The following is an 18,101-nucleotide window of genomic DNA, read 5'->3' on the forward strand; positions in this document are numbered from 1 at the left end:
GGTCACGTCGCGTCGTCGAAGCCGTTGAGCCGGGAGGAGCGCACGTCGTCGCCGCCGGCCGCGGTGACCCGCTCCACGGGCTCGATCGTGGACGGCGTCAGGTCGAGCTCGGACGCCTCCTCGTCGCTCAGCTCCGCGTCCCGGTCCCGCCGGCCCCTGCGCCGGTCGTTGAGCAGGGCGATGCCGCAGGCGATGAAGTACAGCCCGGTGACCGGCACCTGGAGGGCGATCATGGACATCATGTCGGTGGGGGTGATGGCGGCGGCGAAGATGGCGATGCCGACCACCATCCAGCGCCACCAGCTCACCATCCGCTTGCCCGAGACGACCCCGCCGAAGTTGAGCAGGACGAGCAGCAGCGGCAGCTCGAAGGAGAGCCCGAACGCGAGGGCCATGCGGACCGTGATGTCCAGCAGCTCCTCGACGGTGACCAGGTTCTCCACGCCGTCGGCGCTGAAGCTGAGCAGGACCGGGATGGCCCGCGGCAGCAGCCAGTAGGCGAAATAGACGCCCGCCAGGAAGAGTGGGACGCCGACGCCGACGACGGCACGGGTGTACTTCTTCTCGTTCTTGTGCAGGCCCGGGGCGATGAAGGCCCAGGCCTGGTAGAGCCACACCGGCGACGCGGCGATCAGGCCGACCAGCAGCGAGACCCGGAAGTACGTGGCGAAGGGGGACGTCAGACCCTGCTGGGTCAGCGTGGCGCACTCCTCCGCGGCACGCTGGGTGTCGTTCACCTCGTCGCACTCGGGGAGCGGGTCGGTGAGGACATCCATGATGTCCTTGGCGAAGAACAGCGCCACGATCGTGATGACGAGGACCGCCGCCACCGAAATGCCGAGCCGGTTGCGCAGCTCGCGCAGATGCTCGGTGAGGGGCATCCGCCCCTCGGGGTCCTTCTCCTTATTGCGTGTGGCCTTCGGCACCCCACGTCCTCATCTCACGGGGCGGCCGGAACCACTCCGGACGCCGACATCACTCGTGACCAGCGGCGGGCGTCAGCCCTGGGAGGTCCGCTTCGGCTCCTCGACCGGGCGGGAGCTCTCGGTGTCCCCGGGAGCCGCCTGGATCGTCCTGGGCGCCGTCCCGCCGTCACCGGGAGCGGAGGTCTCCGAACCCGTCTTGCCGCCGTCGTTCTTCATGGCCGCCGTCTCGCTCTTCAGAATGCGCATGGACTTGCCAAGTGCCCTGGCGGTGTCCGGCAGACGCTTGGAGCCGAAGACGACCACGACGACGAGGAAGACGAGCAGGAGGTGCCATGGTGAGATCGAGCCCATATCGTCCGTCTACTCTCTCATCCGGGAATGATCTTCGTGCCGTGCCGGACACGGACATTCCCGACCGTCCCGCACGAGCAGCAATCTTAACGCGCAAGGGTGAACGCAAAGCAATGCCTGAGCGGCGGCCTATTCTTTCGCGTTATTTCTGCCGTTGGGCCGGCGCACCGCTCCGGCCCGGGCCGCCAGCGGCTCGGCGGACCTTTCCAGTTCCTCCACGGCCCGGCCGATCCGCTCGGCGCTGTCGCCCACCGCCCGGGAGAAACGGCGCACCTCGATGCCGACCCGCACGGCCAGCACGCCGAGCACGGCCACCCCGCAGAACGCGAGCCCGAGCTGGAACATCGGCCAGAACATCGTTACCCCAGCTCCTCGTACAGGCGCAGGGCGGCACGTGCCGCGTCCCGCGCGCTCTCCGCCAGCCCGGCCGGGGCCACGATGCGGCCGTCCCCGCCCAGCCGCAGCGCCAGTCGGCGCAGCGTCGCCGGGTCCGGGGTGCGCAGCGTGACGCGCAGCCCGCCGTCGGGCAGCTCCTCGGCCTCGTCGTGCGGGTAGTACTCCGCGACCCAGCGCCCGCCGGGCCCCACCTCGATCACCACTTCGGGGTCGGTGGGCGCCGGCTGCACCAGCCCCTCGCTGAGGTCGCGCGGCTCCACCGGCGGCGGGTCGGCGGGGGTGTCGAGCAGCTCGATGCGGGCGACGCGGTCCAGCCGGAACGTCCGCCGCGCCTCGGTCCGGCGGCACCATGCCTCGACATAGGTGTGACCGACCGCGAACAGCCGGATCGGGTCGATCTCCCGGTCGGTCAGCTCGTCCCGGCCGGGCGAGTAGTACCGGATGCGCAGCCGGCGGCGCTCGGCGATGGCGCGGTCCACGTCCGCGAAGACCCCGCCCTCGGATTCGAAGGTGACCGACAGCCGCGAGCTGGCCCCGGCGTTCTCACCGGCCGCCGCCTCCAGCTTGGCGGTGGCCCGCAGCAGCGCGTCCCGGTCCCCGTCGCGCAGGCCGGGCAGGGTGGCCACGGCGCGGGCGGCGACCAGCAGCGCGGTCGCCTCGTCGGCGGCCAGCCGCAGCGGCTGGCCGGTGCCGGAGCCCACGGCGTCCGCGTTGTGCCACCAGATGTGCTCGCCGTCGGTGTCGATGTCCAGCAGGTCCCCGCCGCGGAAGCTGGTGCCGCACATGGGCAGCACGTTGAGGTCGGAGATCAGCTCGTCCTCCGAGATCCCGAACGCGCGCGCCACCTCGTCCACGCGGGCGCCCGGCCGTTCCCGCAGATACGTCACCAGGGACAGCATCCGCCGGGTCCGGTCGATGGCGGTGGTCGCCATGTCTGCCTCTCTCCTCAGCCCTTGGCGACCGCGCGCAGCCGGTCCACCACGTCCGCCCGCAGCTCGGCGGGCTCCAGCACGATCACATCCGGGCCGAACTCGGCCAGCCAGGCGCCCAGTCCGTGTCCGTAGGGGATCTCCAGCTCGTCCCAGCCGTCGGCCGTTCCCCCGACGCGGGTGGCGCGGGCGCGCAGCGGGTAGCCGGCCCCGGAGCGCAGGCGGATCCGTGCGTGGCCCGTGGCGTGCTCCCCCGCCCAGCGGGCGACGCTCTCCCGGACGGCCACCTGACCGGGCACCTCGGCGATGAACGAGCCGATGCGCGACTTGACGCGGCCGACGATCCGGGAGAGGCGGAAGACCCGCACGGCGCCGCGGTCGCGGTCGAATCCGGCCAGATACCAGTGGCCGCGCCAGCACTCCAGCGCCCAGGGCTCGACCTGCCGGGTCTCGGGGCGGGCGGCGTTGGACTTGCGGTACGCGAAGGTGACCGGGCGCCGGTCGCGGCAGGCGATCATCAGGGGCTCGAACGCCGACTCACCGGCGGGCACGCGCGGTTCGAGCGCGCTGTACGCCTCGCGTTCGTCCTCGGCCAGCGGCATCCCGGCGGCCCGCAGCTTCTGGAGGGCGCCGCTGGCGGCCCCGGCGAGCCGGGCCTGCTGCCACACCTTGGCGGCCAGGCCCAGCGCGGCGGCCTCCTCGGCGTCCAGGGTGACGGGCGGCAGTTGGTTGCGGTCGCGACGGGCGAGATAGCCGACATCGCCCTCGATGCTCTCCACCGTCTCGATGATCATGCCGAGCTCGCGCAGGTCGTCCTTGTCGCGCTCGAACATCCGGTTGAAGGCGTCCTCGGAGCCGACCTCGATGTACGCCTCTATGGAGGTGCGCAGCTCCCGCTTGCTCAGCGGGCGGCCGGTCCCCAGCAGGCACAGGGCCAGGTTCATCAGCCGCTCGGCCTTGGCAATCGCCATCGGCGCGTCGCCCCTCCTCCTTCAACGCAATGGGCCCATCCCGCATGGGATGGGCCCACCGTACCGCTTGTGCCGATCAGGCCGAGACCAGATCGCAGACGAAGATCAGCGTCTCCCCCGGCTTGATCCGGCCGCCTCCGGCGCCGGCGTCGCCGTACGCCAGGTGCGGCGGGATGATCAGCTGCCGCCGGCCGCCGACCCGCATGCCCTGCACGCCGCGGTCCCAGCCGGGGATGACCTGCCCGCCACCGAGCCGGAAACGCAGCGGGGTGCCGCGGTTCCAGCTCGCGTCGAACTCCTCGCCAGTGCTGAACGCGACGCCGACGTAGTGCACGGCGACCTCGGCCCCGGCCTGGGCGACGGGGCCGTCGCCCTCCCAGAGGTCCTTGATCTCCAGGTCCGCGGGCGGCTCGCCGCCGGGGAAGTCGACCTCGGGCTTCTCAGTGCTCACAAAGAACCACTCCTACGAACGATCGCTGTCTGTGGGGGCTTGTGCGGGACCGGGTGACCGGCGTACGGAGCCGTCACACCACGCCGACGATGTCGACGACGAAGACCAGGGTGGAACCGGCCGGGATCGCGCCGTTGCCCGCCTCCTGGTCGCCGTAGCCCATGTCGGGCGGGATCACCAGCAGCACCCGGTCGCCCACGTGCTTGCCGACCAGCCCCTGGTCCCAGCCCTCGACGACGGAGCCGGTGCCGATCTGGAACCCGGAGGCGGCCTCCCGGTCCCAGGACGAGTCGAACTTCTCCCCGTTGGCCCAGGTGACGCCGACGTACTGGGCGATCAGGCCCTGCCCCTCGGCGACCTCGGCGCCGTCGCCCTCGATGAGGACCTGCTCCTGGAGCTCGCCCGGCGGGTCCTGGCCCTCGGGGATGGTGATGGCCGGCGCCCCGCCGTCCTCCGCCGTCACCTCGGGCATGCCCTCGGCGGTCGCGGCCTGCTCCCCCTCGGCCTGCGCCGTGGCGTCGACGGTCGCCGCGGCGGCGATGTCGAAGACCCACACGACGCCGTCGTCCTCGGCGAACCCGGCCTGCTGCGCGGTCGGGCCGAGCATGTCCCCGACCCGCCCCTCGACCTGCACCCGGCTGCCCACGGTGGCGCCCACCAGCGGCGTGGTCGCGGCCTCGGGCATCGAGGAGGCGCTGCCCACCTGCACCACGAACTGCTGCCGGGGGCCCTCCTCGCCCTCAGCCGCGCTGTTCCAGGTGTTCAGCAGCTCCATGTCCGCACCCATGACACGGCCGACGACATCCACCCGAAGGAAGTCCCCGTCCTTCACCTCGGCGCCGTCACCCTCATTGATGACCTCGACAACGGTTTCCGAGCCGACCTCGGCGTCCTCGTCGACGGAGATCTCCGGTGGCGCGTCGGGTTCACCGGAGACGGTCGCCACCGGCCCGGAGGCGGGGGCGGAGGACTCCGAGTCGCCACCGGAGGGCTCGGAGTCGGAGCCGCAGGCGGCGGTCAGCAGGAGGGCGGGCACGGCCAGCACCGCGACGGTGCGGCGCGCTCGTTTGATGGGGATCATCTGTCCAACTTGGGGTAGGCACGGCCGGGGGCGGGACCCCGCTGGTCCCGCCCCACCCTACGGCCTCTTCCTGTGCGTCCCGCCGGGCCGCCACCCCGGATGGCTCACATCCCGGCGATCAGCTTCTCCACCCGCTCGTCCACCGACCGGAACGGGTCCTTGCACAGGACGGTGCGCTGCGCCTGGTCGTTGAGCTTGAGGTGCACCCAGTCGACGGTGAAGTCCCGCCGCTGCTCCTGGGCACGCCGAATGAAGTCCCCGCGCAGCCGGGCCCGCGTGGTCTGCGGCGGCACCGACTTGCCCTGGAAGATCTTCAGGTCGTTGCAGATGCGCTGGGCCTGCCCCTTGCGCTCCAGCAGGTAGTACAGGCCGCGGCGACGGTGGATGTCGTGGTAGGCGAGGTCTATCTGGGCCACCCGCGGGTGGGACATCGTGAGGTTGTGCTTGGCCCGGTACCGCTCGATGAGCTGGTACTTCATGACCCAGTCGATCTCGGTGTTGATCTTGTCGAGCTCCTCGGCGCGGATGGCCTCCAGCGCCCGGCCCCACAGCTCCAGCACCTGCTCGGTCAGCCCGGTGCGCATCCCGCGGCGCTCGCAGAAGTCGAGCGCCTTCTCGTAGTACTCCTGCTGGATCTCCAGCGCCGACGCCTCCCGCCCGGTGGCGAGCCGCACCTTGCGCTGGCCGGTGATGTCGTGGCTCACCTCGCGGATGGCCCGGATCGGGTTCTCCAGGGTGAGGTCGCGCATCACGGTGCCGGCCTCGATCATGCGCAGCACGAGGTCGGTGGCGCCGACCTTGAGCAGCATGGTCGTCTCCGACATGTTGGAGTCGCCCACGATGACGTGCAGCCTGCGGTAGCGCTCCGCGTCGGCGTGCGGCTCGTCCCGCGTGTTGATGATGGGCCGCGAACGGGTCGTGGCGGAGCTGACGCCCTCCCAGATGTGCTCGGCGCGCTGGCTGACGCAGAAGACCGCGCCGCGCGGGGTCTGGAGCACCTTGCCCGCGCCGCAGATGAGCTGCCGGGTGACGAGGAACGGGATCAGCACGTCCGCCAGCCGGGAGAACTCGCCGTGCCGCGCCACCAGATAGTTCTCGTGGCAGCCGTACGAATTGCCCGCGGAGTCGGTGTTGTTCTTGAACAGGTAGACGTCGCCGGCGATTCCCTCTTCGTGCAGCCGCCGCTCGGCGTCGACCAGCAGCCCTTCGAGAATGCGCTCACCCGCCTTGTCGTGCGTGATGAGCTCGGTGACGTTGTCGCACTCCGGTGTGGCGTATTCGGGGTGCGAACCGACGTCCAGATAGAGCCGGGCGCCGTTGCGCAGGAACACATTGCTGCTGCGTCCCCATGAGACGACCCGGCGGAAGAGGTACCGCGCCACTTCGTCCGGGGACAGCCGTCGCTGCCCGCGGAACGTACAGGTGACCCCGTACTCGTTCTCCAACCCGAAGATTCGGCGATCCATGACTGAACATTACGCCTGCCGCCCGCTTCTGAAACCGGGTTCGAGTGCGGCGTTTCGATCATTTTGTGTTTCCGGGGCCGGGGTCCGGCCACCGCCGGGAGCTGCGAGAACACTCCGGGTGGCGATCAGCACGAGCAGCGCCAGACCACCGGCCACGCCCACCAGGCCGAAACCGGCCGTTTCCCCGCCCTGCTCGATGACCGGCCCCACGGCGGCGGTGCCCGCGGCGGCGCCCACCCCGAACGTGGTGACCAGCCAGGAGAACGCCTCGGTGACGGTGCCCGTCGGCGCGTGGCCGTCTATGACGACGAAGGAACAGGCCAGGGCGGGCGCGAGGAAGAGGCCGGCGACCCCGGCGAGCAGCGTCATCAACGGCACCGAGCCGGGCGCCAGGGCCAGCGGCAGAAAGCCCAGCGCGAGCGCCGCCACCAGCAGCCGCAGCCGCGTCTCGGCCGCGCCGATCCAGTGCCGGGCGCCGTACCACAGGCCGCCGACCAGCGCGCCGGCGCCGGTGGCGGACAGCAGGTAGCTGGCCACCAGTTCGTCGCCGCGCTCGTCGGCGTAGGCGACGGCCGCCACGGCGATGGCGCCCAGGGCCACGCCGACGAAGAAGAAGCAGGCGAGCAGGGCGAGCAGCCCCCGCGAGCGCAGCGCGCCGAGCCAGTGCGCCTCGCGCGGGGCCGCGCGCCAGCGCCGGGAGGGGCGGGAGAGGACGACGCACAACGCCCCGAGCAGGCCGAAGGCGTTGATGACGTAGAGGGCGGCGGCCTCGGACAGGACGGCGACCAGGAGCATGACGAGGAGCGGCCCGCCGGCGAACATCACCTCCTGCGCCACCGCGTCCAGGGCGTAGGCGCGGTGCAGTCGGTCGCCGTGGGTCAGCACGCTGGCCCACAGCGCGCGCAGCCCGCCCTCCAGCGGCGGGGTGGCCAGCCCTGCGACGAGCACGGCGACGCAGGAGAACGCCAGCGGCTCGGTGCCCACCAGGGCGAACGCGGTCATGGCCAGGGCCGAGACGACGGCGGCGGGCAGCATCACCCGGAGCTGCCCGTACAGGTCCACCAGGCGGCCCAGGAGCGGCTGGCCGACGGCGGTGGCGAGCCCGTACAGCGCGGCCAGCACACCGGCCAGCGAGTAGCTGCTGCCCTCGGCCCGGGCGAACAGCACGACGGCCAGGGCCGCGGTGGCGTTCGGTAGCCGGCCGACCAGCGTGCCGGTGAGCAGCCACAGCACATGGCGGGCCCGCAGCAGCTCCAGATAGCCCGTGGCCATATCCGCACCCTCCGTTAGTGTTACGTATAACCTCGACGATTCTACGTACGATGGGCCGGTTCCGGGAGTCGGACGACAGGAGCGGCTTCGATGAGCGACGGACGCGCGGCCGGGCAGCGGCCCGGGGAGTGGATCCCGTCCCGGCCGACCAGCCGGGACGTGGCCGAGCGCGCCGGGGTGTCCCAGGCGACCGTCTCGCTGGTCCTGCGCGACCGGTGGGCCGGCCGGGTGTCACCGGCGCGCGCGGAGGCGGTGCGCGCCGCCGCGCGGGAGCTGGGCTACCGGCCGAATCTGGCGGCCCGCACCCTGCGTCTGGGCCGCGCCCGCACGGCGCTGGTGGTGGTGCCCGCGCTCACCAACGAGTTCTTCGCCCGCGTGCACGCCGGCGCCGCCCGGGCCGCCGCGGCGGACGACGTCGGCGTCGTGCTCTACCCCTCGCCCGAGGGAGTGGGCACCGCGCCGGACCCGTTCACCTCGGCGAGCGCCACGCTCGACGGCGTGGTCGCCTCCTCCATGGCCACCGAGGCGCTGGCGGTGCTCAGCGAGGGCGGGCTGCCGCTGGTGATGCTGGACAGCGAGCCGGACGGCGGGGCCGCCGCCACCGTGAACCCGGACATCGCCGCGGGCATGCGCCTGGTGGCGGGTCATCTGCTGCGACTCGGCCACCGGCGGTTCGCGCACATCGCGGCGGACGTGGACTCCTGGACCTTCCGGGTGCGGGCGGGAGTGCTCGCCGAGGAGGTCGCGGCGGTCCCCGGCGCCGAGGTCGTGGTGACCGAACGCGCGTCGATCGACGTGCGGGGCGGCCTGCTCGCGGCCAGCCGTGCGCTGGCCGGCCCGGCGCGGCCCACCGCGCTGGTCTGCGACGACGACCTGCTGGCCGTGGGCGCCCTCAAGGCCGCGCGGCGGCGCGGACTGCGGGTGCCCGACGACGTGTCGGTGACCGGATTCGACGATCTGACCATGGCCACCGCGGTGGAGCCCGAGCTGACCACCGTGCGGCTGCCCGGGGAGGAGCTGGGCGCGGCCGGCATGCGGGCGCTGCTGGCCGTGCTGCGCGGCGAGGTGCTGGGCACCACCGTGCTCCCGGTGGAGCTGAGGCAGCGCGGCTCAACGGCCCCTCCGGCACCCTGAGATACCGGAGATACGCGTGCGCCCCGGGGCACCGCGGCCCCGGGGCGCACCTCGCGCCACGCTTCGGTCACTCCTCCGGCGCGCTCTCCTCGGCCTCGGCCTCGGCGCCGGACTCCTCGGCCGGGGCGGCGGCGGAACGCTCCTCCAGCAGCCGCGTGAGCTGACCGCCCAGCACCCGCTTGAACTTCCGCTTCTGCGGGCGGTTCCGGTCGAGGACGGCGACCTCGAGCTGGTCGGCCGTCAACTCCCGCTCGCTGCCGTTGCTGTCGCGGGTCAGCGACTCGACGGCCAGCCGCAGCGCCTCGCCCAGGCTCATGTCGTCGCGATGCCGCTGGTCGAGATAGCTGCCGATCTGGTCGGAGTTCCCGCCGACGGCGACGGAGCCGTGCTCGTCGATGATGGAACCGTCGTGCGGCAGCCGGTAGATCTCGTCGTCCGCGCGGGTCTCGCCGACCTCGGCGACCAGCAGCTCCACCTCGTAGGGCTTCTCGGCGGCGCTGGAGAAGATGTTGCCCAGCGTCTGGGCGTAGAGGTTGGCCAGCCCGCGGGCGGTGACGTCCTCGCGGTCGTAGGTGTATCCGCGCAGGTCGGCGTAGCGGGTGCCGCCGATGCGCAGGCTCTCGTACTCGTTGTACTTGCCGGTCGCGGCGAAGGCGATCCGGTCGTAGATCTCGCTCACCTTGTGCAGCGCGCGAGACGGGTTCTCGGCGACGAACACGATGCCGTCGGCGTACTGAAGCACGACCAGGCTGCGTCCGCGCGCGATGCCCTTGCGCGCGTATTCGGCCCGGTCCGCCATGGCCTGCTGGGGTGAGACATAGAACGGCGTCGACACCGGCTACTCGTCCCTTCCTGTCCGTCAGAAGTCGTCAGCGTTACGGCGGGAATCTACAGAACGGGAGCCTGGGGCCCGTTGGGCAGTTGGAGCCGGCCCTCGTGCACGGTGCGCGCGATCTCGGAGACCTCGGCCTCGCTGAGCCGGCGGAAGCCGTCCTCGGTGATGACCGTGACGATCGGGAAGATCCGGCGGGTCAGGTCGGGGCCGCCCGTCGCCGAGTCGTCGTCGGCCGCGTCGTACAGCGCCTGGACCACGGCCGTGGCGGTCTGCTGCTCGGTCAGGTCGGGGCGGTGCAGCTTCTTCAGCGCGCCGCGGGCGAAGATCGAGCCGGAGCCGACGGCGGCGAACCCGAGCTCCTCGGAACGGCCGCCGGTCACGTCGTAGGAGAAGATCCGGCCCGTCTCCCGCTCCAGGTCGAAGCCGGCGAACAGCGGGACCACGGCCAGCCCCTGCATGGCCATCCCGAGATTGCCGCGGATCATGGTGGACAGCCGGTTGGCCTTGCCCTCCAGGGAGAGCACGTGGCCCTCGACCTTCTCGAAGTGCTCCAGCTCCAACTGGAAGAGCTTGACCAGCTCGACGGCCAGCCCGGCGGTGCCGGCGATGCCGACCGCGGAGTACTCGTCGGCCGGGAAGACCTTCTCCACGTCGCGCTGGGCGATCATGTTCCCCATGGTCGCCCTGCGGTCGCCGGCCAGGACCACGCCGCCGTCGAAGGTGGCCGCGACAATCGTCGTGCCGTGCACGGTCTCCACCGCCCCTTCCACCGGCGGCAGCAGCCGGCCGCCCGGCAGCCGCTCCGGGGCGTAGTCGGACAGGAAGTCCAGGAAAGAGGAGGACCCCGGCCGCAGGAAGGCCGCCGGGAGTCGCCCCTGGTCATGGGAGTTGGCCGCCACAGGTTTCCTTCCGAGTAGGAGAAACGGTCCGCTGCCCCGGTCCGGCGCTGCGGCCGGGGGCTTTCGGCAGCGTATGCCACGGACCCTACCCGTCACATGCTGAAGATCCACCCGGGTCGCAGGGCCTCCCGGAGGCCGCGTTACTGGCCGCCCTTCTGGACGAAGCTGCGCACGAAGTCCTCGGCGTTCGACTCAAGAACCTCGTCGATCTCGTCCAGCACGGAGTCCACGTCGTCCGTCAGAGCTTCCTGGCGCTCCTTGAGATCCTCCGAGACCTCCGCGTCCTGTGTCTGCTCCTCGACTTCTTCGCTGGTGCGCGACGCCCTCTGCTGGCCGCCGCCGGTGTCCTTGGTCGCCATCTCCCTCACCCCATGCTTCAGCTCGACGTATCAAGATCAGACCCTACTAGCCGGGGCTGACATCGGCCCTTCTTTGCTACAACGTCCGGGAACCACCTTCATGATTCCCGGATCGGGGGGAAATCAGCCGCCCGAGAGCGCACGAACAAGATCCTCGGCCGTGGCGCAGCGGTCCAGCAAGTCCTTGACGTGCTCCCGTGTCCCGCGCAGCGGATCCATGGTGGGTACCCGCTGGAGCGAGTCCCGGCCGGGCAGGTCGAAGATCACCGAGTCCCAGGAGGCCGCGGCCACGTCGTCGGCGTACTGCTCCAGGCAACGGCCCCGGAAATACGCCCGGGTGTCCTCCGGCGGGCTGCCCTGGGCGCGCAGGACGTCCTCGTCGCTCAGCAGCCGGGTCATCCGGCCGCGGGCCGCGAGCCGGTTGTACAGGCCCTTCTCGGGGCGCACATCGGCGTACTGGAGGTCCACGAGGTGCAGGCGGGCCGCGTCCCAGCCGAGCCCGTCGCGGCGTCGGTAGCCCTCCATCAGCTCCCGCTTCGCCACCCAGTCCAACTGGCCGGCCAGGCTCATCGGGTCGCGCTCCAGCCGGCCGAGCACGTCCTCCCAGCGGCTGAGCACGTCGGTGGTCTGCGGGTCGGCGTCCGCGCCCCATCGCTCCTCGACGTACTTGCGGGCCAGCTCGTAGTACTCCATCTGGAGCTGGACCGCGGTGAGCGTCCGGCCGCTGCGGAGGGTGACCAGCTCCTTCAGCGACGGGTCGTGACTGACCCTGTGCAGCGTGCGCACGGGCTGGTCCACGGCGAGATCCACCGCGATGAAGCCGTCCTCGATCATGGACAGGACCAGCGCGGTCGTGCCCAGCTTGAGGTAGGTGGAGACCTCGGCCAGGTTGGCGTCGCCGATGATCACATGGAGCCGGCGGTAGCGCTCCGCGTCGGCGTGCGGCTCGTCGCGGGTGTTGATGATGGGGCGCTTGAGCGTCGTCTCCAGGCCGACCTCGACCTCGAAGTAGTCCGCCCGCTGGCTGAGCTGGAAGCCGTGCTCGCTGCCGTCCTGGCCGATGCCGACCCGGCCGGCGCCGCAGACCACCTGGCGGGAGACGAAGAACGGCGTCAGGTGGCGCACGATCTCCGAGAACGGCGTCTCCCGCTTCATCAGGTAGTTCTCATGGGTGCCGTAGGAGGCGCCCTTGTTGTCGGTGTTGTTCTTGTACAGGTGGATCGGCTGGGCTCCGGGCACCTCGGCGGCGCGCCGGGCAGCCTCGGCCATGATCCGCTCGCCCGCCTTGTCCCACAGCAGCGCGTCCAGCGGGCTGGTGGTCTCCGGGGCGCTGTACTCGGGGTGCGCGTGGTCGACGTACAGCCGCGCGCCGTTGGTCAGGATGACGTTGGCCAGTCCGATGTCCTCGTCGGTGAGCTGGCTGGCGTCGGCGTTCTCCCGGGCCAGATCGAAGCCCCGGGCGTCCCGGAGCGGGTTCTCCTCCTCGAAGTCCCAGCGCGCGCGCCTGGCGCGGTGCATCGCGGCCGCGTAGGCGTTCACGACCTGGGAGGAGGTGAGCATGGCGTTGGCGTTCGGGTGGCCGGGCACGGAGACGCCGTACTCGGTTTCGATGCCCATCACTCGCCGTACAGTCATGCGGCCCTCCTTGCCCGGCGGCGGCTCCTCACCGTCCCGCTGCTGGATACGAGCCTAGGCGACACGCGGAGCGGTGAGGAGGTCACTGCGGGTTTCCTTAGGACTGACAGGGAAAACGTCCGGCTGCGGAGCCCGCCCTCGCGTGCCCCGCAGCCGGACGTGTCATGCGCTACAGGTACTGACCGGTGTTCGCCACCGTGTCGATGGAACGGCCGGTGTCCCCGCCCTGCTTGCCGGTGACGAGCGTGCGGATGAAGACGATCCGCTCGCCCTTCTTGCCGGAGATGCGGGCCCAGTCGTCCGGGTTGGTCGTGTTGGGCAGGTCCTCGTTCTCCTTGAACTCGTCCACGCACGCGGACAGCAGGTGGGAGACGCGGAGACCCTTCTGGTTGTGGTCGAGGAAGTCCTTGATGGCCATCTTCTTCGCCCGGTCCACGATGTTCTCGATCATGGCGCCGGAGTTGAAGTCCTTGAAGTACAGGACCTCCTTGTCGCCGTTGGCGTACGTGACCTCCAGGAAGCGGTTCTCCTCGGTCTCGGCGTACATCTGCTCGACGACGGTCTGGATCATGCCCTCGATGGTCGCCTCGGGGCTGCCGTTGTGCTCCGAGACGTCATCGGCGTGCAGCGGCAGCCTGGGCGTGAGGTACTTGGAGAAGATGTCGCGGGCGGCCTCGGCGTCCGGGCGCTCGATCTTGATCTTCACATCGAGCCGTCCCGGCCGCAGGATCGCCGGGTCGATCATGTCCTCCCGGTTGGAGGCGCCGATGACGATGACGTTCTCCAGGCCCTCCACGCCGTCGATCTCCGACAGCAACTGCGGGACGATGGTGTTCTCCACGTCCGAGCTGACGCCGGAGCCGCGGGTGCGGAAGAGCGAGTCCATCTCGTCGAAGAAGACGATGACGGGCGTGCCCTCGCTCGCCTTCTCCCGGGCCCGCTGGAAGACCAGCCGGATGTGCCGCTCGGTCTCCCCGACGTACTTGTTCAGCAGCTCGGGGCCCTTGATGTTGAGGAAGAAGCTCTTCCCCGCCGGCTTGCCGGTCACCTCGGCGACCTTCTTGGCCAGCGAGTTGGCCACGGCCTTGGCGATCAGGGTCTTGCCGCAGCCGGGCGGGCCGTAGAGCAGCACGCCCTTGGGCGGGCGCAGCTCGTGCTCGCGGAAGAGGTCGGGGTGCAGGTAGGGAAGCTCCACCGCGTCGCGGATGAGCTCGATCTGGCCGCCGAGGCCGCCGATCTGCGTGTAGTCGATGTCCGGGACCTCTTCGAGGACGAGCTCCTCGACCTCGCTCTTGGGCACGACCTCGTAGACGTACCCGGAACGGGGATCGAGCAGCAGCGCGTCGCCGGCCCGCAGCGTCACGTCCATCAGTGGCGAAGCGAGCTTCACCACCCGTTCCTCGTCGGTGTGGCCGACCACCAGGGCGCGCTCGCCGTCCTCCAGGACTTCCTTGAGGGTGACGATGTCCCCGGCACGCTCGAACTCCATGGCGGCGACGACGTTGAGCGCCTCGTTGAGCATGACTTCCTGGCCGCGCCGGAGGTCGCCGAGCTCGATGCTCGGGCTGACGTTGACCCGGAGCTTGCGGCCGCCGGTGAAGATGTCGGCCGTGCCGTCGTCGTTGCCGCGCAGGAACACGCCGAAGCCGGAGGGCGGCTGGGCGAGCCGGTCGACTTCCTCCTTGAGGGCCACGATCTGATCGCGTGCCTCGCGCAGGGTGCTCGCCAGTCGCTCGTTCTGTGCGGAAACCCCGGCCAGATTCGTCTGGAGCTCGACGATCCGCTCCTCGAGAATCCGAGTGTGGCGCGGAGAGTCGGCCAGCTTTCGGCGCAGGACGGTGATCTCCTGCTCAAGGTCGGCAATCTCCCGGGTCGGGTCGTCGGACCCTCGACCGGACCGGATGCCGCGGTTGCTGTCGTCATTCTGAGATACCACGGTCCTCACCTCCTCCAAGGGGAGCTGGACGCTTTCAGACCCTACCTGGACCGGTGCAGTTCGAAACCCCTAGATCACAAACACGGTCGGGGTGTGTCCGATCTTCACCCTTGCGCACTCCCCCACGCCAGGGAAATACCCACCATGGTCCGTTGGAAAGCGGCCCGCTGTATGGTCGTAAGCGGTCAACACCCGTCAGGGATGGCTCCCTTTGATTCACAGCTACGAGGAACGGTGGGCCGATGAGCGTGCGGAACGAAGCCGCCGAGGAGCTTGAGGTCTGGATCGATCAGGACCTCTGCACCGGGGATGGAATCTGTGCGCAGCTCGCTCCCGAGGTGTTCGAACTCGACATCGACGGGCTTGCCTATGTGAAGCCGCCGGCCCCGCGGGGCACGGAGGCCGAGCTGCTCACCGAGCCCGGGGCGACCGCGCCGGTGCCGCTGCCGCTGCTGCGCGACGTGGCGCAGTCGGTGAAGGACTGCCCGGGGCAGTGCATCCACGTCCGCCGGGTCTCGGACCGGGCCGAGGTGTACGGGCCGGACGCCGAGTAGCCCGCCGCGGCGGTCAGACGCTGGCCGGCGCCTCGGAGATCACGTGCGGCTCCAGCCGGCCGTCCCGCCAGGCCCAGCTCACGTCCCGGGTCCGGTCGGGGCAGCAGCGCGGGACGTCGGGCGAGGAGTAGCCGGTCAGCCGCACGGAGATCGTGCCCTCGCGGACGGCCAGCCGGTCCACCGTCATGCCCTCCCCGGGGTCCACCAGGGTCTCGGCGACGCGCGGCGCCGCGTTCTCGTCGTCGGCGCCGGCGAGGACGTACATGCCGTGCGGCGGGGTGCCGGAACCGGCGTCGCAGCGGACCACGGCGATGGTCTCGGCCCGCCGGTCGGCGTCCAGGTCGATCTCGGCCTGGTCGGTGACGAGCACGCCCAAGGGCCCGCAGTCCAGCGGGTACTCGGCGGCGGCCGGGTCCGGGCCGCCGCGTACGGGGCCCTGGTTCGCGGTGGCGCCCGTGGGCTGGACCAGGGCGGCGGCGCCGGTCACGACCCCGAGGGCGACGCCGGTGGTGAGCCAGTGACGGATGCGGGCGCGGGTGTGCGGAAGGTCGGTGTCGAGGCCTGCCGGGAGCTGCACGCGGGGGACTCCAAAGGACAGCGGTGACGGGGGGGGACATGACGCGACGCCGGACCCCAGTGCCTGACCGGCGGGTTCCGGCATCGTGCCATATCTCACATCGCCGGGGAACGGCGGGGTGGCTCCCCGGCGATCATTCCGTCAGGACGCGCCGCTGCCGGAACCCGGTCCGGTGTAGTCCGCACCGTATGCGCCGGGTGCGGGGCGCCGGCGGCGCAGCGGGGGCGCGACGCCCTCGGCGAGGCGCCGGGCGGTGAGGAGGAAGCCGGTGTGCCCGATCATGCGGTGGTCCGGGCGCACCGCGAGGCCCTCGACGTGCCAGGTGCGGACCATGGTCTCCCAGGCGCGCGGCTCGTTGAACGTGCCGTGCTCACGGATCGTCTCGACGGTGCGCGCGAGCTGGGTGGTGGTGGCGACGTAGGCACAGACGATGCCGCCGGGCACCAGGGCCTTGGAGACGGCGTCCAGGCACTCCCAGGGGGCGAGCATGTCGAGGATGACGCGGTCGACGTCGGTGTCCGAGAGGTGGTCCTGGAGGTCGCCGACGGTCACCCGCCAGGCGGGGTGCGGACCGCCGAAGTAGCGGGCGACGTTCTCCTGGGCGATCTCGGCGAAGTCGGCGCGGCGCTCGTAGGAGTGGAGCATGCCCTGGTCGCCGATGGCCCGGAGCAGGAACATGCTCAGCGAGCCCGAGCCGACGCCGGCCTCCACGACGCGCGCGCCGGGGAAGATGTCGGCCATGGCCAGGATCTGCCCCGCGTCCTTGGGGTAGACCACGGCGGCGCCGCGCGGCATGGACAGGACGTAGTCGGGGAGCAGGGGGCGCAGCGCGAGGTAGGCGACGTTTCCGGTGGTGCGGACGACGGTTCCCTCGGGGGCGCCGATCAGCTCGTCGTGGGGGAAGGCGCCCTTGTGGGTGTGGAAGCTCTTCCCGGCTTCGAGCGTGAACGTGTAGTGGCGTCCCTTGGGGTCGGTGAGCTGGACCTGGTCCCCGACCTGAAAGGGCCCGCGACGGCGGGCTGCACCGGTCGGTTCGGACATGGGCCTCAGCCTAGTCCACCCAAGTCAGGGGGCGGACCGCGGCCGGGGGGCGGGGGCCGAGCGGGCCATGGCGGCGATGAAGGCGCGTTCGAAGTCGCCGGCGGACAGGACACCGTAGATCTCGCCGGTGTCCTCGACCACCAGGTACTCGGTGGCGGGGGTGGCGCGCAGGTGCTCCAGCAGCGCCTCCCCGGTGAGGTCGGCGGACACCCGCATGCCGTCGGTGAGGTCCTCGGCCAGCGAGCCGACGACCACCCAGGGCCGCAGGCGCTGGGAGACGCCGGCGATGCCGGACTCGCGGACCAGCGACAGCGGGGTGCCGTCGCCGTCCACGACGACCAGGGCGCGGGCGCCGGCCTCGTTGGCCCGGCGCAGCGCCTCGGAGAGCGGCGTCTCGGCGGTGACGGGCACGGCCCGGCGGGTGAGGGCGCGGGCGCTGAGCGCGGGCAGCCGCTCGCGGAACCGGGCCATGCGCAGGCTGTTTCCCGCGTCGGTCCAGATGATGGCCGCCAGGATGGCCGCCAGCAGCGCGTTGGTCAGGGACTCCAGGCCGGTGAACGACTCGCGGTCGGTGAGCGATTCCATGGTGACCAGCGGGAAGCCGACCAGCACGGCGACGGCCAGCACGCGGCCGGTCCAGGCGGCGGCGACGGTGCCGGTCATGGGGCTGCCGCTGAGCTTCCAGACGACGGCGCGCAGCATCCGGCCGCCGTCGAGCGGCAGGCCGGGCAGGAGGTTGAACACGGCGACGATGAGGTTGGAGAGCATCAGGCCGGTGAGCAGCACGCCGGGCACCGTGCCGGACTCGACGGTCTGCATGCCGAGGTAGAAGACCCCGGCGAGGACGAGCGAGAGCAGCGGGCCGACGCCGGCCAGGACGAACTCCCGGCCCGGGGTGTCGGAGTCCTTCTCGATCTCCGAGACGCCGCCGCGGAACTGGAGGCGGATGCGGCGCACGGGCAGGTCGAACCGGAGGGCCGCGACGGTGTGGGCCAGCTCGTGCACCAGCACGGAGGCGTAGAACGCGACGGCGAAGAAGAGCGAGACGAGGTAACGGCCGTTGCCCAGCTCGGGCAGCACGCGGTCGAGCTGGTTCCCGAAGAACCAGGTGATCAGGGCGGTGACCACGAACCAGCTCGGCGTGACGTACACCGGCACGCCGAAGAGACGGCCCATCAGGATCCCGCCGCCGGACTCCTCGGGGCGTTCGCCGGCCTCGTCCGGGGCCTGCTGGCCGCCGGCGCGCGGTGCGCCGTCGCTGTCGGAATCTCCCACCGGTTCCCCTCGT

General features: G+C 71.3%; 19 protein-coding genes. 2 read left to right on the forward strand and 17 right to left on the reverse strand.

What is annotated here, in order from left to right; genetic code table 11:
• Positions 1-2 precede the first annotated feature (2 nt).
• From tatC to RM590_RS24195, 9 genes are all read right to left on the reverse strand, one after another.
• Positions 3-926, reverse strand: coding sequence for a twin-arginine translocase subunit TatC (tatC, locus tag RM590_RS24155; protein WP_311706793.1), 924 nt, complete (start codon positions 924-926; stop codon positions 3-5).
• 72 nt (positions 927-998) lie between these two features.
• Complete coding sequence (gene tatA, locus RM590_RS24160) at positions 999-1,277, reverse strand: Sec-independent protein translocase subunit TatA (RefSeq protein WP_311706794.1); 279 nt, start codon at positions 1,275-1,277, stop codon at positions 999-1,001.
• Between the two features lie 129 nt (positions 1,278-1,406).
• A complete protein-coding gene (locus RM590_RS24165) occupies positions 1,407-1,634 on the reverse strand; it encodes a hypothetical protein (RefSeq protein WP_311706795.1) in 228 nt (75 codons plus the stop codon).
• A gap of 2 nt (positions 1,635-1,636) precedes the next feature.
• Positions 1,637-2,605, reverse strand: a complete 969-nt coding sequence (locus tag RM590_RS24170) for a helix-turn-helix transcriptional regulator (protein ID WP_311706796.1) — start codon at positions 2,603-2,605, stop codon at positions 1,637-1,639.
• Between the two features lie 14 nt (positions 2,606-2,619).
• On the reverse strand, positions 2,620-3,573 hold the full coding sequence (locus RM590_RS24175) for a helix-turn-helix transcriptional regulator (protein WP_311706797.1): 954 nt from the start codon (positions 3,571-3,573) through the stop codon (positions 2,620-2,622).
• A 76-nt stretch (positions 3,574-3,649) separates the two neighbouring features.
• A complete protein-coding gene (locus RM590_RS24180) occupies positions 3,650-4,024 on the reverse strand; it encodes an FKBP-type peptidyl-prolyl cis-trans isomerase (RefSeq protein WP_311706798.1) in 375 nt (124 codons plus the stop codon).
• Positions 4,025-4,097: 73 nt separating this feature from the next.
• Positions 4,098-5,105, reverse strand: coding sequence for an FKBP-type peptidyl-prolyl cis-trans isomerase (locus RM590_RS24185; RefSeq protein WP_311706799.1), 1,008 nt, complete (start codon positions 5,103-5,105; stop codon positions 4,098-4,100).
• 104 nt (positions 5,106-5,209) lie between these two features.
• Positions 5,210-6,571, reverse strand: coding sequence for a Pup--protein ligase (gene pafA / locus RM590_RS24190; protein ID WP_311706800.1), 1,362 nt, complete (start codon positions 6,569-6,571; stop codon positions 5,210-5,212).
• Between the two features lie 9 nt (positions 6,572-6,580).
• Entirely contained in the window at positions 6,581-7,843 is a 1,263-nt protein-coding gene (locus tag RM590_RS24195; RefSeq protein WP_311706801.1) for an MFS transporter, read from the reverse strand.
• Positions 7,844-7,933: 90 nt separating this feature from the next.
• On the opposite strand from RM590_RS24195, the gene RM590_RS24200 reads away from it, so the two are divergent.
• Positions 7,934-8,977 (forward strand): LacI family DNA-binding transcriptional regulator, encoded by a 1,044-nt coding sequence (locus tag RM590_RS24200; RefSeq protein ID WP_311706802.1) that lies wholly within the window; start codon positions 7,934-7,936, stop codon positions 8,975-8,977.
• A gap of 67 nt (positions 8,978-9,044) precedes the next feature.
• Here the strand turns inward: RM590_RS24200 and prcA are convergent, their stop codons facing one another.
• The 5 genes from prcA to arc form a co-directional block, all read right to left on the reverse strand.
• Entirely contained in the window at positions 9,045-9,812 is a 768-nt protein-coding gene (prcA, locus tag RM590_RS24205; protein ID WP_311706803.1) for a proteasome subunit alpha, read from the reverse strand.
• A gap of 53 nt (positions 9,813-9,865) precedes the next feature.
• On the reverse strand, positions 9,866-10,711 hold the full coding sequence (gene prcB, locus RM590_RS24210) for a proteasome subunit beta (RefSeq protein ID WP_311706804.1): 846 nt from the start codon (positions 10,709-10,711) through the stop codon (positions 9,866-9,868).
• 140 nt (positions 10,712-10,851) lie between these two features.
• The gene (locus RM590_RS24215) at positions 10,852-11,070 is read right to left on the reverse strand and encodes a ubiquitin-like protein Pup (protein WP_311706805.1); all 219 of its coding nucleotides are present in this window, start codon (positions 11,068-11,070) and stop codon (positions 10,852-10,854) included.
• Positions 11,071-11,193: 123 nt separating this feature from the next.
• Positions 11,194-12,705: a depupylase/deamidase Dop gene (gene dop / locus RM590_RS24220; protein WP_311706806.1), complete on the reverse strand. Its 1,512-nt coding sequence runs from the start codon at positions 12,703-12,705 to the stop codon at positions 11,194-11,196.
• A gap of 169 nt (positions 12,706-12,874) precedes the next feature.
• Positions 12,875-14,659, reverse strand: coding sequence for a proteasome ATPase (gene arc / locus RM590_RS24225; protein WP_394813960.1), 1,785 nt, complete (start codon positions 14,657-14,659; stop codon positions 12,875-12,877).
• 224 nt (positions 14,660-14,883) lie between these two features.
• Between arc and RM590_RS24230 the strand changes: the two genes are divergently transcribed.
• Entirely contained in the window at positions 14,884-15,195 is a 312-nt protein-coding gene (locus RM590_RS24230; protein WP_311706808.1) for a ferredoxin, read from the forward strand.
• Between the two features lie 13 nt (positions 15,196-15,208).
• On the opposite strand, the gene RM590_RS24235 is transcribed toward RM590_RS24230, so the two are convergent.
• The 3 genes from RM590_RS24235 to RM590_RS24245 all read right to left on the reverse strand — a co-directional run bounded on the left by RM590_RS24235 (position 15,209) and on the right by RM590_RS24245 (position 18,088).
• Positions 15,209-15,772 (reverse strand): hypothetical protein, encoded by a 564-nt coding sequence (locus RM590_RS24235; RefSeq protein WP_311706809.1) that lies wholly within the window; start codon positions 15,770-15,772, stop codon positions 15,209-15,211.
• Between the two features lie 141 nt (positions 15,773-15,913).
• Positions 15,914-16,813 (reverse strand): tRNA (adenine-N1)-methyltransferase, encoded by a 900-nt coding sequence (locus RM590_RS24240; RefSeq protein WP_311706811.1) that lies wholly within the window; start codon positions 16,811-16,813, stop codon positions 15,914-15,916.
• Positions 16,814-16,837: 24 nt separating this feature from the next.
• Positions 16,838-18,088, reverse strand: coding sequence for a site-2 protease family protein (locus RM590_RS24245; RefSeq protein WP_311706812.1), 1,251 nt, complete (start codon positions 18,086-18,088; stop codon positions 16,838-16,840).
• Between the last annotated feature and the right edge of the window lie 13 nt (positions 18,089-18,101).

It is taken from the genome of Streptomyces litchfieldiae (assembly GCF_031845365.1).
Classification (GTDB): Bacteria; Actinomycetota; Actinomycetes; order Streptomycetales; family Streptomycetaceae; genus Streptomyces; species Streptomyces litchfieldiae.

Excerpts from the sequence above, each read along its gene's own strand:
- tatA (WP_311706794.1), bottom strand. The coding sequence starts at position 1,277 with ATGGGCTCGATCTCACCATGGCACCTCCTGCTCGTCTTCCTCGTCGTC.
- RM590_RS24165 (WP_311706795.1), bottom strand. The coding sequence starts at position 1,634 with ATGTTCTGGCCGATGTTCCAGCTCGGGCTCGCGTTCTGCGGGGTGGCC.
- RM590_RS24170 (WP_311706796.1), bottom strand. The coding sequence starts at position 2,605 with ATGGCGACCACCGCCATCGACCGGACCCGGCGGATGCTGTCCCTGGTG.
- RM590_RS24175 (WP_311706797.1), bottom strand. The coding sequence starts at position 3,573 with ATGGCGATTGCCAAGGCCGAGCGGCTGATGAACCTGGCCCTGTGCCTG.
- RM590_RS24185 (WP_311706799.1), bottom strand. The coding sequence starts at position 5,105 with ATGATCCCCATCAAACGAGCGCGCCGCACCGTCGCGGTGCTGGCCGTG.
- pafA (WP_311706800.1), bottom strand. The coding sequence starts at position 6,571 with ATGGATCGCCGAATCTTCGGGTTGGAGAACGAGTACGGGGTCACCTGT.
- RM590_RS24195 (WP_311706801.1), bottom strand. The coding sequence starts at position 7,843 with ATGGCCACGGGCTATCTGGAGCTGCTGCGGGCCCGCCATGTGCTGTGG.
- RM590_RS24200 (WP_311706802.1), top strand. The coding sequence starts at position 7,934 with ATGAGCGACGGACGCGCGGCCGGGCAGCGGCCCGGGGAGTGGATCCCG.
- RM590_RS24215 (WP_311706805.1), bottom strand. The coding sequence starts at position 11,070 with ATGGCGACCAAGGACACCGGCGGCGGCCAGCAGAGGGCGTCGCGCACC.
- dop (WP_311706806.1), bottom strand. The coding sequence starts at position 12,705 with ATGACTGTACGGCGAGTGATGGGCATCGAAACCGAGTACGGCGTCTCC.
- RM590_RS24230 (WP_311706808.1), top strand. The coding sequence starts at position 14,884 with ATGAGCGTGCGGAACGAAGCCGCCGAGGAGCTTGAGGTCTGGATCGAT.
- RM590_RS24240 (WP_311706811.1), bottom strand. The coding sequence starts at position 16,813 with ATGTCCGAACCGACCGGTGCAGCCCGCCGTCGCGGGCCCTTTCAGGTC.